Here is a 15,407-nt window from a genome sequence, read left to right as displayed (position 1 = left end):
AATCGTTAAGGCTTCTAGCATCTATTCATAAATACCTTCTTCAGATGTATTTTTAATATTTGGTAGTTGACTTAAGCATAAAAAATACATCGCCTAGGCGTATTAGCCAGATGACGATGTATTCAATATAAGCATATTGCGATACGACTGTTGACTATTCTTTTTATCCAATTGCAATCGGATTCTCCTCACAACTAATCCAATCGCCCCAGCTTTATATTCCCTCTCAGTTTATAAAACAATATATAGATACAACCGACAGTTGTTATTATTTAATCATCTGAAACACTTGCTCAACATCTTTGTCTCCGCGGCCGGAAAGGTTAACAATTAGAATCTGACCCTGATCCATCGTTGGCGCCAACTTCTTCGCATAGGCAACCGCGTGCGCACTCTCAAGGGCAGGAATAATCCCTTCCGTACGAGAAAGTTCTTGGAACGCTTCCAGTACTTCTTCATTAGTAACAGTCGCATATTCGGCACGCCCTGTCACCTTCAAGTGGCTATGCTCCGGCCCGATGCCTGGATAATCGAGACCCGCGGCAATCGAATATGTCTTCCGTGGCTGACCTTCCTCGTCTAGCAGTACCAAACACTTGAAACCATGAATAATGCCCGGAACACCTTCCGTTAAGGTCGGAGCTTGATCGGGTTCAACACCTATCAGACGAACACTCGACTCGTCGATATAATGAGCGAATGCTCCAATCGCATTGCTACCGCCGCCCGCACAAGCCACAACCGCATCAGGCAAACGACCTTCCTTCTCCAAAATCTGCAGTTTTGACTCTTCGCTGATGACCGCCTGAAAATGTTTGACCATCGTCGGAAACGGATGTGGACCAACCGCTGAACCGAGCAAATAAAACGTATTTTTATAATTGCGAACCAAATCACCGAGTGCCTCGTCCACGGCATCCTTCAGTCGGCCCTGCCCCTTATCAACCGGCACGACACTAGCACCGAGCAGTTCCATCCGGAATACATTGAGCGCCTGACGACGCATATCTTCAGCTCCCATATAAATGACGCATTCCATATTAAACATGGCGCAAGCCGTTGCCGTAGCAACCCCATGTTGTCCGGCACCCGTTTCGGCGATAATTCGTTTGGCACCCATCCGCTTGGCGAGCAGAATCTGACCAATGGCGTTGTTGATCTTATGCGCCCCAGTATGATTCAGATCCTCGCGCTTCAAATAAATTTTGGGTCCTCCCCAAGCTTTGGACAGCCGCTCCGCATACGTCAGCGGGCTCATACGGCCAACATATTCTCGCAGGTAATAACTAAGCTCTTCCTGGAAGTCCGGATCATCTTTGAACTTATAAAATTGCTCGCTCAAATAGTTTAGTACTTCTTGCAATTCTGGTGGAACAAAGCTACCACCAAACTCCCCGAAGTACCCCTCTTGCTGCAACTGTTGGTCCATAAGTAAGCGCCTCCATATAATAAAATAGTAATCTATCAAAGATATATTACCATAAATTACAATCGTATTTTATGTACTGAAAAACATGATTCATTAATCCCTCTGATTTCACAGATTAGAAATTCAATCGTTGCAATGGCATACTCCTTCGTACCGCTTCAAAAAGTCAGTCTTATTATTAAGTTACCTCGTTAAATGAATTGGCACGGTATCTTACTCCCAAAATCTCATCTCGTCAAGAGATAATGTGAGAATGATCGACTTAACGAGGAGCCCCCCTTATGCTCTTGTAATATGAATGAAATTCCTCATATTTAGAGCAATATCGCTTTTTCCAATTCATAAGGTTTCACGTAAAATTTACTTCAGGTCATTACGAAAGAAAAGGATGGGTTATATGAACAGAGTAGACAAAATCAGATTTTCACTTCTTTTCAGTGAAGTGCCTACAGCAAATTGTTATGGGTACATGGAATTAAATCAGGATGGTAGAATGATTGCGCTCTACAATAGATTCGGTGAGGAAATAGACATGAATGGCGGACATGAAATTGTTAGGGTACGGACGCTTGGCACATTTGATGACGAAGACCGCGATAATTTCTATTCCTTGTTAGAAAGTGATGGTGTAGGATAAGCGAGGCGAATTCGCAACAATTTGTTCATTCTTTCCACTCTATCTTAAAAGTAACGTGCCTATGTTATATTTAAAATATAGATAAGGGTAGACAATACGCTAAATTAAGGTGGCAACGAGTTGAGAGAATCTTGTATGTGGAGCGACACAGAAGTGTTGCACCTTCACGAATATGGACAGAGCGAGCATCGTATGATCGAAGGTTATGGCATTTTCGTATTGTCGAGTGGTAAGGGAGAAGTCCAAATCGGTAAACACAGCTGGTCTGCCAAGTCGGGTTCGCTTCTGTTCGTCAATCCTGACAGGATTATTCGGGTGACTTCCGTTTCCGGGGCTACTCTTACCGGGTATCTCGTTACGTTCGATATCGTGCGAGAAACGGAAACGGATGGCAAACGTGCCCTCTATATGGACAGACAATCGGAGTGGCTTACGGATGGTCCGGTTGCAGTGAAAGCGATCCGCCGTGTGGAAGTCATTGCGAAGGAGCTTGCCATGAACGCCGCTGAGTCTTCCTATCGTAAGCAGATGAAATTAGGCGAGTTGCTCGATTTACTTCCAATTAGTTATGAGGATAGCAAAGATAAATCCGAGCCCGGTTGGCTTGAAGCAGTCATCGCGTACATGAAAGAAAATTACGAAAACAAAATTAGCCGTGAACAGTTAGCGCAAATGAGCGGCTTTCATCCTGATTATTTTTCCAACCAATTTAAAAAGGAAACCGGGCTGAGCTACACTGAAATTTTAACGAAAATTCGTATCGATAAAGCGAAGCAGTATTTGTTCTTAGGGGATCGTAATCTAAATGAAATTGCTCAACGTATCGGCTATTCCGACGGTCTTTATTTAAGTCGGAAATTCAAACAAGTTGTAGGAATACCGCCATCGCGCTACGTACACAAACCCGAAAGAATCGTCGTTGTTGAACTTGTCGGAGAGTTGCTCGCGCTAGGAGTAAAGCCGATAGCCGCTTCGCATAGCAATAGTCTGGGCAATTTGAAGTTGCTGCAACATGAGCTGAAAGACGTAATCGAAATCGATAATAGGCTCGATCAATTGCGCAGCTTTCAACCGGATCTCGTTATTATACCGGATTGTTGGGGGACGGCGGAAATCTATCGTCACCTTTCAAGCTCCGTACAAATTAAAGTCATCCCCTTCGACAATCCCGTCCGTCGGCTTCGAGAGCTGGCGGAAACGTTCAACAAGCAGGAAGAAGCGGAGAGTTTGTTAGCCCTCTACGAACGAAAGGCAAAACTGATTAAAGAACAATTAGGTGATGTGATCGGACCGAACGAGACGGTAGGTGTATATGAAATATGGCAAGATGAGATATGGGTGTTTGGCAATCCTTCATTCGGAAGAGGAGTATTCAACTTATATGAAACGTTCGGTTTCAATCCTCCTCTAGCTGTTAAGAAAGCATTCACAGACACTAGTTTGTGGTACAAGAACATTTCAATAGAAGACTTGCCCAGATATGCCGCTGATCATATGATCGTTAGCGTATATGACGAAGATGGAGGCCAGGCACACTTCGAGCATATCACCAGCAGCCCGATCTGGAGACAATTAGAGGCGTACCGTAACGGTCGCATTCGTATGATTGATATGAATGTCTTGCACCCGGGAGATCTGTTGTCGTCCGTTCGGCAACTCGATAAGATTGCTGATGCTCTTCTGAACCCAGCAGTCGGGCAATGATTGCGAAGGCGGACAAGTGAACCTTCACGCCACCTCGGTTTTATCCATAATTTTGCCCTACTAAAGGCATTGCGACGATTCAGAATCAAGTGATAAACTAAACCTCGTAAATGAGATTAATTATCATTGAGAAAGAGGTTGCAATTAGATGAAGACTCAACTTAAGAGATTCGGACTAAGTATGATCGTTGTAACGATACTAACCGTATTGGCAGCTTGCGGCAGCTCCGACAAAGGGAATGGACAGAAATCCGAACCGACGGCTTCCCCTGTTTCCGAAACGATTACCTATTCCGCATCAAACGGCGATATTGTCATTCCAAAAAAACCGAAAAAAATCGCTTTGCTTGCTGATGTGTACTATGGCTATTTCTTGGAACTGGGATATAATCCGATAGCCGTTACGGACTACGCGATCCAAAATCCGTTCTACAAGGGATTAACCGATGGCGTTGTCAACTTGGGTGATGGGTCTTCGTTAGAGTTATTATTGGAACTTGAACCCGACTTGATTGTCGCTTACTCTGGCAATAAGGCAGTCGATGAGCTGCAAAAAATTGCCCCTACCGTACTTATCGAATACGGCAAGCTGAACTACAAGCAGCAGCTGAAAGAGCTTGGCGTCATGACCGGGACGGAAGCGAAAGCGGACGAATGGATTGCGAGCTGGAATAAGCGAATTGAACAAGCGAAGCCATCTATTCTGGACAAGGTCGGCGAGCGTACAGTATCCATTATTCAGCCGCTGAAGAGTGGCATGTACGTTTACGGCAATTCCTATGGCCGTGGCGGAGAAATCTTGTACGACGAGTTCGGGCTGAAAGCGCCTGACTTGGTGCAGAAAGAAGCAATCGACAGTGGAGTCGGCTATACGGAAATTTCACTAGAGAAGTTGCCGGAGTTTGCAGGAGATTATATTTTTACAGCGCCTTGGACGACAGAGATATCAGGCGGAACCGTGTATGAGAGTTCACTATGGAAAGACCTCCCTGCTGTTAAACAAAACCGCGTATTTGAATTTGATCCGATCGGATTTTACTTTAACGATCCGATTTCCATGAGCGCTCAGTTAGACTTTTTCATCGAACATTTAACCAAATAAGCAACGTAGGGGCTGTCCTAGAAGTCATAATAGACTAAGGACGCCCCTTTGATTTGTACACTAGCTATTTATATTCTTTAAAAGAAGACTTCCATTCTCTTTAGTAATCGCGCGCTGCATCGAACCAGCGTTGAGCTATTTCCTCTGCAATAGGCTGGCCAATCCGATGGGCAGACTGGCTAAGTTGCCATACCGCTTCACCAAGGTCTTCTCGTTCGGTAGTTTCGATGCCTTTTAGGTTGTTGAAGCGCACGGTGAAAGTAGTAATGGCTGCCTCGGCTTCGGCAAAGCTACGAGCCTCGGACAAGGTTACCTGTGCAACATTGTAAGCTTCATTAGCCAGCTTGGCCTGACGTTTAGGCCAGGACGAGAACGGGCGGCCGAATTCGATCTTCCACCATTCAGGCTTCCGTAATTGGCTTACTGAAGCATGCTCAATCCAAGGGCGGGCTACAGCGCGTGTTTTCATTTGCTGTTTTAGTCGCTTACCAGCGTTCTCTTCCACATTGTAGGCAATAAATCTATCAAGCAACGGCCACGCGTTCAAGGTCGGCAAGCCCCCCAGATCAGGCATGAAGCGTAGCTCCAGATTCGTTAACTGGGTATGATGAGCCAATAAGTCCAGATCGCAGAAGTTTCCCCATAAACTTAATGAGTTAAGGTTTGGAAAGCGGTTTAGACCCTCTAGCGAGATGGGCTGTCCCAGCGGAGTGTTCTGTAGCGCTAGGCTCGTTACCTGGTGCAACTCACCCAAGTCAGGCAACAAGAAAGGAGTATCATTCTTGCGTCGGCCAGTGCGCGGCGCTAGTGTAAGAAGAGATGGCATATCGCCTGTTGCCGAGAAGCGAGATAGATCGCCGGACACACTCAGGCGGAAATGCCGCATCGGAAGCTTCAGGCTCAGAGGCTTCCCGGACTGGTCCAACTCGATATGAAAGCCATGAAAATTGGACTGACTGGCATCCACCACCGTGTCTACAGACAGGGTCGGAGTCCATGTCATCTCTTCAATCGGGCGTTTCTGCGCCCAGTCAAAAAAGCCTAGGTCACTGCCTGTATAATGCAGAAATCGCGGCCAGGGAGATCCCGCCGGCGTGGCATAGGCATCGAATACGTTCCAATCGATGTTCGCATCAGCCGCGACATGAAGGTCTACTTTCTTCCCAAGTTGCAGCGGTCCAATGGATAAACTGCCCACACCGGGCTGAATGACAAGAGTGTGACTACTCGGACCTGTCAGGTCGATAGGATAACGACCAACTTCTCTAACAGAACCAGCTGAAGGACGAGCTTGGTTATCATTTGGCAATTCTATCATCCTTTCTTCTAAAACATAGCTACAACAGACCTAACTATTCACACCAGCCTCTATCATCTGAGAAAGAAATTGTTTGAATCTTGTAAAATACCTCTCTGATGCCTCCCAGCGTCTAAGGTTCAAATAAGACAGGTCCTCCTTGCCATATTGATCGGGTGGCTGATAATGCCGGGAAACATAAGTTCCATTTTCCACTGAATAAAAATAATATGCTCCATCCGGAGTCTTAATTTCAATCCGTCCATAGAGGAGATCGCCGTCCTCGTCCGTATGCGTTTGACGGAAGCTGTAACATTTGGAGCCGTCCCAGAACCCTTCATTTTCCTCCTCTTCCGAATATAATTCCTGAATGACAGAGTTTTGCAAAATGTCTTGCACATACTGTACCTCAATGTTTCGTAAATAAAGCTCAGCCATATTAGCGCAGGTCAGCAACATCGTCCAGCAATCGCTAATCTCTGCTAGTTGTTCCTGAGACTCTGTAATGTCCTCCCAATCAGATCCTTCATCTATGGTTCTACTTAACAAACCGACGGAATGATCTTGCTCCACCCAAATATAATAATGATTGCGGTTATCATTCATATAAACGCTAAGATCCCGTTTATCCCCGTCAGCATCAATATGCTCCAGTTGAACTTTAAAAAACACGCCTTGCTCCTGAAAATCAAATGATGGCTTATTATTCGGCATTAAAATACACTGAGTCAATTTCAATATATTTTCCTCATTGATTGTGTTATGGGTGAAATATAAAGGTATAGCTTCCTTTTTAGTGGGGGATTCAGTTATTTTTTTTAATGCGGAACGCCCTTCTTTAATGACGGTCACCAGCGTGCAAAAAGAAAACTCAGCATCCTCCTCTTCCATATCCAGAAAAAGGTCATCGATCAACACCTCATGAATGCCCACCGGAAGCTCCTGAAATACGCCGTCCCCCTCCCATACATTCACTAAGCATACGATCGATTTATGTCCATCCACTTTGATGCTATATTCGTCATCCTGAACTAAAACCGCAGCGCTGAGATCACCTTTAACAATCATTTCCCCATGATTGTAGGAACCGCATACTATTTCCTCAATTAGCAGATTACCCGAAACATAAATTTCCTGACCGCCTACAGCTATATTTTTCACACTCATATTACCGATTACCATAAGTCCTATGGCACCATCTGTTTCATTATTATAGAGATTGTCAACAGTAAGGTTCCCATCTATAAAAATGATGATTACCTCTTTTTGTTGTGGAAAAGGCTGCTCCCAATCAAGATCAAGAGAAGGCAGCGTCAAATCCCCTTCATAATAAGCGGCAAGCTGCTCGTCACTGAAATCCTGATAAAACCTTGCCCACCAAGATCCTTCCGGAAATTTATCGGCTAGCTGACTAATAGGAATGAATCGGAAAAGATTGCTCATACATTATTTCCCCCTCCAATTAAATTTTCCATTATTTTCTCATAGTTGAAAATTAGGGTCAATCTCGACTCGATAAAACAACAGTGTTATTCGGAGAGATACATTTATAAAAAGCACAAAAAGAGCAATAACAGATAAGCAATCCTGCCATTGCCCCAATCTCGCGCCCGATGTAACCTTTTTACTCTTACTATTCCCCCAGCACTACCGGATTCCCACTTTGAGAAAATCAATCACTTCCATATTCCCGTTGTTTCAATAAGGAATATGCGATCATGAATTGATAAACAGCATTAGCAGCCTCAGCACGTGTAAGTTCTTTTTCAGGCATAAAATTACCATCGTTCGCACGCAACAGGCCTAACCCCACAGCAAGCGCTGCGTCTTCCTTATTATTTATCCCTTTTTCATCATTAAAATTTATTTTTATTATTTTCTTGTATTCATCCCGTTCCTCTTCATCGAGTACGTTGATCAACATGCTAGTTATTTCTTCCCTCGTTACATGACGATCCAGATAAAGCTTAGTTTCCTTAACTTCAATCAGATCATATGCAAGAGTTGCATATGCATAAGGATAATAATCAGAACCAAACCCCACATCCTCGAACGGACTTACTCCGAAATTGACTAAAGGAGGTGTTATGTTAACATACCCGTCGCTAATTGCATAACTAATCATTTTAAACAATTCGCCTTTCGTTATGAGTTGATTAGGCTTCATTGATCCGCTCTCTCCGCGTAAACCACCATAAGCACTCATTAACTGTATGGCTTCGTATTCAGGGAGACCTTCAATGTCATTAAGCTTCTCATTATTTAAGGAAACAGATCTACCATTATACTTATTTCGCCACTGGCCGCTGACAGCATCAAGAAAGACTTCTTGATTACTAGGTTCATCATACATTTTATAGACGAACTCTACCCTCTTTTTTAACGTAAAGTCTTCATTTGTATATAACTCACTCAATTCTAAATCATACATTTCCTCGTTTGAAACGATTGAATCCCCAAGCCAAATTTCTAGAACGATATTATAGACCAATTGGAGATTAACATTATTTAAAAGTTGATTCTTCGCTATCTTTAAATCCACTAGTTGTGTTGGAGCTTCTTCAGCAACTGACTTCCCTTTTGAAAAATGTTTAATTGCTCCTGATTCACTATCAATATGAATGATAATTTCTCCACCAACTACATCTAATCCACTATGCTTTTGTACAAAATGATACTTATAAAAATTGCTTTTTGGCAGACCATATTCTTCTAAATACAATTTATGAGTAAGCCAAGGATAGTGTTTCTTCACGAAACTAATGGCTTGTTGTTTTGCTTGTTGATTCGTGAGCTTTACTTTTTTGTTAGTATTGGTATTTGGTTTCATCTCATAACTATTAACTTCTCCCGTAATACTATTTACGCTGGAGAATACTGAATAGGACCGATTGTCTGTAACAATTTGAAACTGTAATTCCCATTCCATTTTCCATTCGTAAAGAACACTATATGATGATATTTTCCCTTTGGGTAAAGCAAACATCTTATTGAGGATGTCGATAGCATTTTTCTCAGTAATATGTTGTCCACTTGGGATAGGTGAAGGTTTTGCTGCTAACTCGTTACTAGTCAATGGTTCAGTGGATCTTGTTGAATGCCCAGTATCAAGATAAACATAGGAGCGTACACTACCGGTCTCAGCGTCTAGTGTAGTCGGTGCGAATCGTATACTTGGGATATGTTCATCCATCCCATTACTTGCTGAATGTATCGGTTGGTATTCCAAAATAAACGGTTTCTGTTGTTCTAACTTTTCCAATATTTCAATTTTAGACAGTGCCTTTATCGGTTTGGGAAATATAAGATCATAGTCCCACTTGTATGTATACCTTTTTACGTTTCCAAATATATCGACTGCTATATGGACACCATTAAAAAACTGGGGTTTGCCTGCGAAATTATTATATTCATCATGATACCTGACAGGAGTATTATTTTCATACCGTAAATATAGAAAACTATGTGTAAACCCGTCATTGCTATTGACCAGCTCTCTGCCCAGCAATTGACTCTCTTCAACATATTTAGTCCGCGAAAAATTACTATTCGAAACATTTGTAATAAATGAATCCGCTACTTTTTTTGCTGCTGCTCGTGTCAATCTTTGTTTGGATATTATTTCAGTAGGTGTGTATGTGATTTTGTCCTCATATTGAATAATCTCTTTCTTTTTTGCATCAAAGTTGATACGTATATCCCAATATTCATCATTTTTATGGTCAAATACAATTTCAAACTGTTCACTTTTTAGCAGATCGTCAACATAGACTTTAGAACGAATAAAATCTTTCAATAGAGGCACACTTTCCCTTGCTAACTTCTCACCTTCCTCAATAGTCATCAAACTATCATCACTACTATGTGCTGATTTTGCGAATACTTCTAATCCAGTACTTAATAAAACCATAACTAACAAAAGTGAAATTACTTTTCGAATACTGATAACCATCAAATATATCCCCCTTACACTCAAAATTTATCAATTAGTATTTTACTCTAATATTTACTATACTTACAATCATTCTCAACTTTTTCTATATCAATAGATAATAGAAGATAACGTATATAAAAACACACTGCACTGGGCATAACGTCTACATGACGATATATTCAAATTTTATATAATGCGTCATAGCCTAATACAATCCCATTATTGCTTATAACAGTCTTTCGGAACGTCACCTTCGTTGCAAAAATGCAAATCTGCCTTTTCAGCAATAAAAAAAGCTGTTATGATAGTGGCTGTCTGTATCGGCAGTCGCGGTTCGTAACCATCCCGCGTTAACAAAACTAAGGAGGCATTTTTTGTTATGTTTAATTTATTTTGGGGCGTTCTGTTTATGCTCGTCCACTTTGCCCTTTTTTTGCTTTGCTTCCGTCTGTTCGGCAAAAAGGGACTGTACGCTTGGATCGGCTTTGCAACAGTTATAGCCAATATCCAAGTAACCAAAACGATTGAGATGTCCATTGGTACGCTCGCCATCGTGATGACGCTGGGCAATACGATCTACACGTCCATCTATATGACGACGGATTTGCTCAATGAAAGGTACGGCCAACAAGCAGCAAAGCGGGCTGTCTGGTTTGGTTTCTTTACGCTTATTGCTTCAACTATATTGATGCAAATGACGCTCGCCTTTACCCCGCAAGCAGTGGACTTTGCTCATGAGCCATTGACGGCTATCTTTGGTTTTTTACCACAAGTTGCGGCAGGAAGCATGTGTGCCTACTTTGTCAGCCAGTTTCTTGATGTACGGGTATTTAGTTATCTTAAGAAAAAATTCCCGGTGCGTAACCAGTTCTGGATACGGATCAATGGCAGTTCGCTAGTCAGCCAGTTTGTCGATTCGCTAGTATTTTGTACGATTGCTTTCTACAAAGTACACTCGTTCGATATTTGGATTCAAATATTTATGACTACTTATTTGCTAAAGCTGCTCATTTCGTTCCTTGCGACACCAGTTCTATACTGGGCAAGAAATATGAAGGTACAAGAGGACTAAACCGCTCAATCGCTACCCTATTGTCCATATTGATGATAAAAATAAATCGCCCGAGGCTCATAAGCCTTGTGGCGATTTATTTGTTAATACGAGAAGCCGAACTTACACTCTCGTCAACGTATACACTTTGCTTTTCGAATCGTAAGTCACTTTATAATTGGCTTCGTTATAGAGTATCCCCAGAAACTTTGGATTCGTATCTACGTTGCTATTCGTCACGGCAAACTTGATCGTCTTTGGACGTGAGCCGGCATTTTCGATCGTTCGAAGCAAAAATACCCGATACTCTTCCGTCGACTTCAGCTTCATACCGTCTACCTCAGGATACGTATTAATATCTGGATATCCGAAGCCGTCCCATTCACGAGTGTTCATCATGAAGTTAGCATCTTTCAAATAATAGGTATAATCGATGGTTTTTTTCCCATCAGCCAATGTCGCATCTAGATAACTCCACTTTCCATTTACGTATACCATATTCCATGCGTGCCTACCGACAAAAGAGTCTCCTTGTAATGGAACAGTTGGTATATTAGCTCTCATCGCTAAGTAATGAAAAAGCGCTGTATAGTGTGCACAGACACCTCGGCCCGTATTGATCGCTTCCAACGCGTTTTCAGCTGAGAGGAAATCCACACCTTTCGAATATTTTATATGAGTAACTACGTAGTCGAAAATGGCTTTTACCTTCTGAACATCCGTCATGTTTGGTTTAATAATTTTTTTAATAATCGGATCTAGCTTCGCGTACAGTTTTTGATGAACGGTATCAGGTTGTACAGTCATATTGGGCTTTTCACCGGGTTTAAGCACTCGGGCTTCGGCTGTATATCCTTCACCATTCCAGCCTTCATAGACAAAGGTGCCATACATGGCTTTTGATTGGCGGAACTTGATGTTGGTTATACCGCTCTTAAACGTGAATTTGATCTCGGCATCTGGTGCCCAAAGCTCAAGAATAGCAAAGCCGATATCAACTCGTTGATTAGCACTTCTTGACAGCTTCACACCTTGTGTAATTTCATCTAGATGATATTCAATATAACTAGTTGCGTCATCTTTTGACTCGAAATCCAAATAAGCGTAATTAGTTCCGACTGTAATATGTGAATCGTTGCCTGCCCCGTTAAGTGGAAAAATCCCTCTTATGTTGTTTGATCTAAATCGCTCCGCTCCCTCTTCTGCTTGTTTGCGAGTGAACAGCTTTGCGGGTTCGAAGTTGCCGTTGATTACATCAATAATACTATGCTCAATCACGTTCGCCACGGCATGGAAATCCTCTGGCTTGATGACTCCAAAATCTCTCGTCGGCACCTCATCTCCAAGCGCATAAACTAAGCTTCGCGAAATTCTCTGCGCCGCCTCGCTTCGCGTCATTGTGTGGTCAAGTTCACTGAGATCATCAATGAAGCCATAGAGAAAAGCTTCTTTCAAGTAGTTGGGAGTCTCCTCGGTGAAGCCTTTATGTTCGATCGTATACCACTCTTTCGGCTCATTATCTCCGTAATATAGCTGGGCTAATTCATATACCGTAATCCCTTTTTCAGCCGCAGAATCGGTGGTTGGAGCTAACATGGGCAACAATAATAATAGACACAGCACAACGGATACTATCTTTCTAGACATTTTAGCAACCTCCATTAGACGACATTATTCGACTCTAGTAGCATCATTGTATCAACTATGGAAAATAATGACTATACTTATTTTGATGATTCTACGTATCCATTAATAGATTTAGTGCACTTTCCAAATGTCCAGGCTGAACAACTACTTCATTCTAAATTGAAATATATGGTTTACATTGTTTATTGGATAAATTACAATACATCCTAACAAATATCAGAATATTCAAAATTCAATGGGCTGCATATCCAAAACTAAGCGTATTTCTACTGGGGAGGAGAACAAATTTATGAATTTAGCTGCCAAGTTGATGAAAAAATTTAAAGACTACGATACCCAGCACAAGTTGAAAGACTATAGAGACAAGGTCGAGCTCATTAGGAAACGGAATTTGGAAGCATGGGACGAAAAGCAACTGCATGCTGAATCTCTCCGGCTGAAAAAGGCAGCACAATCAGGAATTCCTTTGGATGAGCTGATTATTGATGCCTATGCGCTAGTCTGCGAGGCAGCAAAAAGAACGCTCGGATTAAAGCCTTATGATGTCCAAATCATGGCTGCCATCGCATTGCACGAAAGATTTTTGATCGAGCAGCATACGGGCGAAGGAAAAACACTCTCTGCTGTTATGCCAGCTTATCTAAATGCGTTAACTGGCGAGGGCGTTCATGTACTGACTTTTAACGATTATTTGGCAAATCGAGATGCAGAGTGGATGGGCCCTATCTATCGGTTCCTCGGGTTAACGGTAAGCTCTGTTCAAGCGGGCATGAGTTTTTCCGAGAAACGTGAAGCATATTCCGCGGATATAACCTATGTTACAGCCAAAGAGGCGGGATTCGATTATTTGCGCGATACGATCGCTCTAGAAGAAGCCGATACCGTGCATCGTCCTTTCCATTACGTCATCGTCGACGAAGCGGATTCTCTGCTTCTTGACGAAGCACGGGTACCGCTAGTTATCGCAGGCGAGCCGGGCTCCTCCGACAACGACGGTTTTCGTTTTGCAGAAGTGGCTCGGCAGCTCGAGCAAGTAGAGCATTACGACTTCGACGAGTTCAAGCGGAACGTTTATTTGAACGAGGCGGGCTCTACGAAAGCGGAATTGCTGCTGGGATGCGGCAATTTGTACGAAAACCATAATAGTCATTTGTTAATGTCGATAAATTGTGCGTTGCATGCGGAATCATTATTGAAAAAAGACGTCGATTACATCGTCAGGGACGGTGAAATTGAACTAATCGACGAATATACTGGCCGAGTCGCGGAGAACAGGCATTTGCCTGAAGTGCTACAAGCTGCACTTGCTGCCAAAGAAGGGCTGCACTCGAAAGTCGGTGGGAAAATTCTCGGTACTATTACCCTTCAACACCTCCTAAGCCTATATCCAAAGATTTGTGGAATGACGGCTACTGCGCTCGCTTCTGCAATGGAATTCGAAGATATCTATGATCTGCAGGTTGTTCATATTTTGCCCAACCGACCAAATATCCGAATCGACCATCCGCTCCGGATTTATACTCATAAGGAAGCCAAACTTAAGGCGATTGTACAAGAAATCTCGTCCGTCCATGCGACGGGGCGTCCGATTCTCATTGGTACGTCAAGCGTCGAGGAATCTGATATGCTGGCGAAGGAGCTAGCGAATACTAACGTACCTTGCCAGGTTCTGAATGCGAAAAACGACGCAAAAGAAGCCGAAATCATCGCCCGAGCGGGAGAAATAGGCGCGGTGACGGTGTCTACGAATATGGCAGGACGCGGCGTAGACATTCGACTCGGTGGCGGGAACCCGATGCAAGCAGAGGCTGTCGCCAAGTTGGGCGGGTTGTACGTGATTGGTACGCATGTGAACGAAAGTGTACGTATCGACAACCAACTGCGCGGACGTTCTGGCCGCCAAGGAGATCCGGGAGCTTCCGTATTTTTCGTAAGCTTGGAGGACGAGTTGTTGCTTCAGTTCGGCATCGATAAAGCATTTCGCTATCTTAAACAGGATGAAGCTCTCGAAAAGCCGATGCTACGGGGCAAAATTGAACATATTCAGCGTGTAGCTATGGGCCAAAACTTCCATATTCGCAAGGAGCTGAACTGTTATTCGGATATGGTCGAAGATCAGAGGCGGATTTTATACGAGGAGCGGCTCGGAATATTGACAGGTAAGACGCCGATGAGCCTTTCTGAGCAGCGGGTACGGCTTTTTTATATCGACGAGCTCTGGGCTGACCATCTAGCCTATGTTTCTTATCTTCGCGAAAGCATCCATTTAGAAAGCCTTTCTAGCCGCAATCCGATCCACGAATTTCATATGCAAATCGTCGATGCATACGAACAAATTCCAGCTAAAATAAATAGTGAATCGGTAAATATGCTTGCAAGGCTCGAAGGTTCGAATGATCCAGCGAAGTGGGAAAAGTTCGGTTTGAAGAGTCCTACTTCCACTCGGACTTATATTATTAACGACCAATACATCCAGAACACGCGTAGCTCATGGACCGCAGATACGATGTTGGCTTTTTATATTCGGAATATTTTGAGGCCAGTATTCGATAGGGTGTATTCTGTACTAAACAAAGGGTAGGGCGCACTAAAAAATGTGGCAGATT

Annotated in this window: 10 protein-coding genes and 1 riboswitch; of the genes, 5 read left to right on the top strand and 5 right to left on the bottom strand. The window is 43.0% G+C overall.

Features of this window, described 5'->3' with window-relative positions; translation table 11 throughout:
• Positions 1 to 268 precede the first annotated feature (268 nt).
• On the bottom strand, positions 269 to 1,429 hold the full coding sequence (gene trpB, locus I6N90_RS13240; protein WP_197936091.1) for a tryptophan synthase subunit beta: 1,161 nt from the start codon (positions 1,427 to 1,429) through the stop codon (positions 269 to 271).
• Positions 1,430 to 1,826: 397 nt separating this feature from the next.
• Between trpB and I6N90_RS13235 the strand changes: the two genes are divergently transcribed.
• The 3 genes from I6N90_RS13235 to I6N90_RS13225 all read left to right on the top strand — a co-directional run bounded on the left by I6N90_RS13235 (position 1,827) and on the right by I6N90_RS13225 (position 4,872).
• The gene (locus I6N90_RS13235) at positions 1,827 to 2,066 is read left to right on the top strand and encodes a hypothetical protein (protein WP_197936090.1); all 240 of its coding nucleotides are present in this window, start codon (positions 1,827 to 1,829) and stop codon (positions 2,064 to 2,066) included.
• 120 nt (positions 2,067 to 2,186) lie between these two features.
• Complete coding sequence (locus I6N90_RS13230) at positions 2,187 to 3,770, top strand: AraC family transcriptional regulator (protein ID WP_197936089.1); 1,584 nt, start codon at positions 2,187 to 2,189, stop codon at positions 3,768 to 3,770.
• Between the two features lie 148 nt (positions 3,771 to 3,918).
• Positions 3,919 to 4,872: an ABC transporter substrate-binding protein gene (locus I6N90_RS13225; RefSeq protein ID WP_197936088.1), complete on the top strand. Its 954-nt coding sequence runs from the start codon at positions 3,919 to 3,921 to the stop codon at positions 4,870 to 4,872.
• A gap of 100 nt (positions 4,873 to 4,972) precedes the next feature.
• Here I6N90_RS13225 and I6N90_RS13220 read toward each other — a convergent pair whose 3' ends face one another.
• From I6N90_RS13220 to I6N90_RS13210, 3 genes are all read right to left on the bottom strand, one after another.
• A complete protein-coding gene (locus I6N90_RS13220) occupies positions 4,973 to 6,190 on the bottom strand; it encodes a hypothetical protein (protein WP_197936087.1) in 1,218 nt (405 codons plus the stop codon).
• A gap of 30 nt (positions 6,191 to 6,220) precedes the next feature.
• The gene (locus tag I6N90_RS13215; RefSeq protein WP_197936086.1) at positions 6,221 to 7,612 is read right to left on the bottom strand and encodes a hypothetical protein; all 1,392 of its coding nucleotides are present in this window, start codon (positions 7,610 to 7,612) and stop codon (positions 6,221 to 6,223) included.
• Between the two features lie 229 nt (positions 7,613 to 7,841).
• Complete coding sequence (locus I6N90_RS13210) at positions 7,842 to 10,121, bottom strand: YcdB/YcdC domain-containing protein (RefSeq protein ID WP_197936085.1); 2,280 nt, start codon at positions 10,119 to 10,121, stop codon at positions 7,842 to 7,844.
• Positions 10,122 to 10,426: 305 nt separating this feature from the next.
• Positions 10,427 to 10,472, top strand: a riboswitch (PreQ1 riboswitch).
• A 10-nt stretch (positions 10,473 to 10,482) separates the two neighbouring features.
• On the opposite strand from I6N90_RS13210, the gene I6N90_RS13205 reads away from it, so the two are divergent.
• Positions 10,483 to 11,175: a queuosine precursor transporter gene (locus tag I6N90_RS13205; RefSeq protein WP_197936084.1), complete on the top strand. Its 693-nt coding sequence runs from the start codon at positions 10,483 to 10,485 to the stop codon at positions 11,173 to 11,175.
• Between the two features lie 102 nt (positions 11,176 to 11,277).
• On the opposite strand, the gene I6N90_RS13200 is transcribed toward I6N90_RS13205, so the two are convergent.
• Complete coding sequence (locus tag I6N90_RS13200; RefSeq protein WP_197936083.1) at positions 11,278 to 12,801, bottom strand: transglutaminase domain-containing protein; 1,524 nt, start codon at positions 12,799 to 12,801, stop codon at positions 11,278 to 11,280.
• A 289-nt stretch (positions 12,802 to 13,090) separates the two neighbouring features.
• Between I6N90_RS13200 and secA2 the strand changes: the two genes are divergently transcribed.
• Positions 13,091 to 15,382 (top strand): accessory Sec system translocase SecA2, encoded by a 2,292-nt coding sequence (secA2, locus tag I6N90_RS13195; RefSeq protein ID WP_197936082.1) that lies wholly within the window; start codon positions 13,091 to 13,093, stop codon positions 15,380 to 15,382.
• The last annotated feature ends 25 nt before the right edge of the window (positions 15,383 to 15,407 follow it).

It is taken from the genome of Paenibacillus sp. GSMTC-2017 (genome assembly GCF_016019935.1).
In the GTDB taxonomy this organism is placed as follows: Bacteria; Bacillota; Bacilli; order Paenibacillales; family Paenibacillaceae; genus Pristimantibacillus.
Note: the sequence above shows the minus strand (reverse complement) of the source record. Positions and strands in the feature narration are given on the sequence as shown.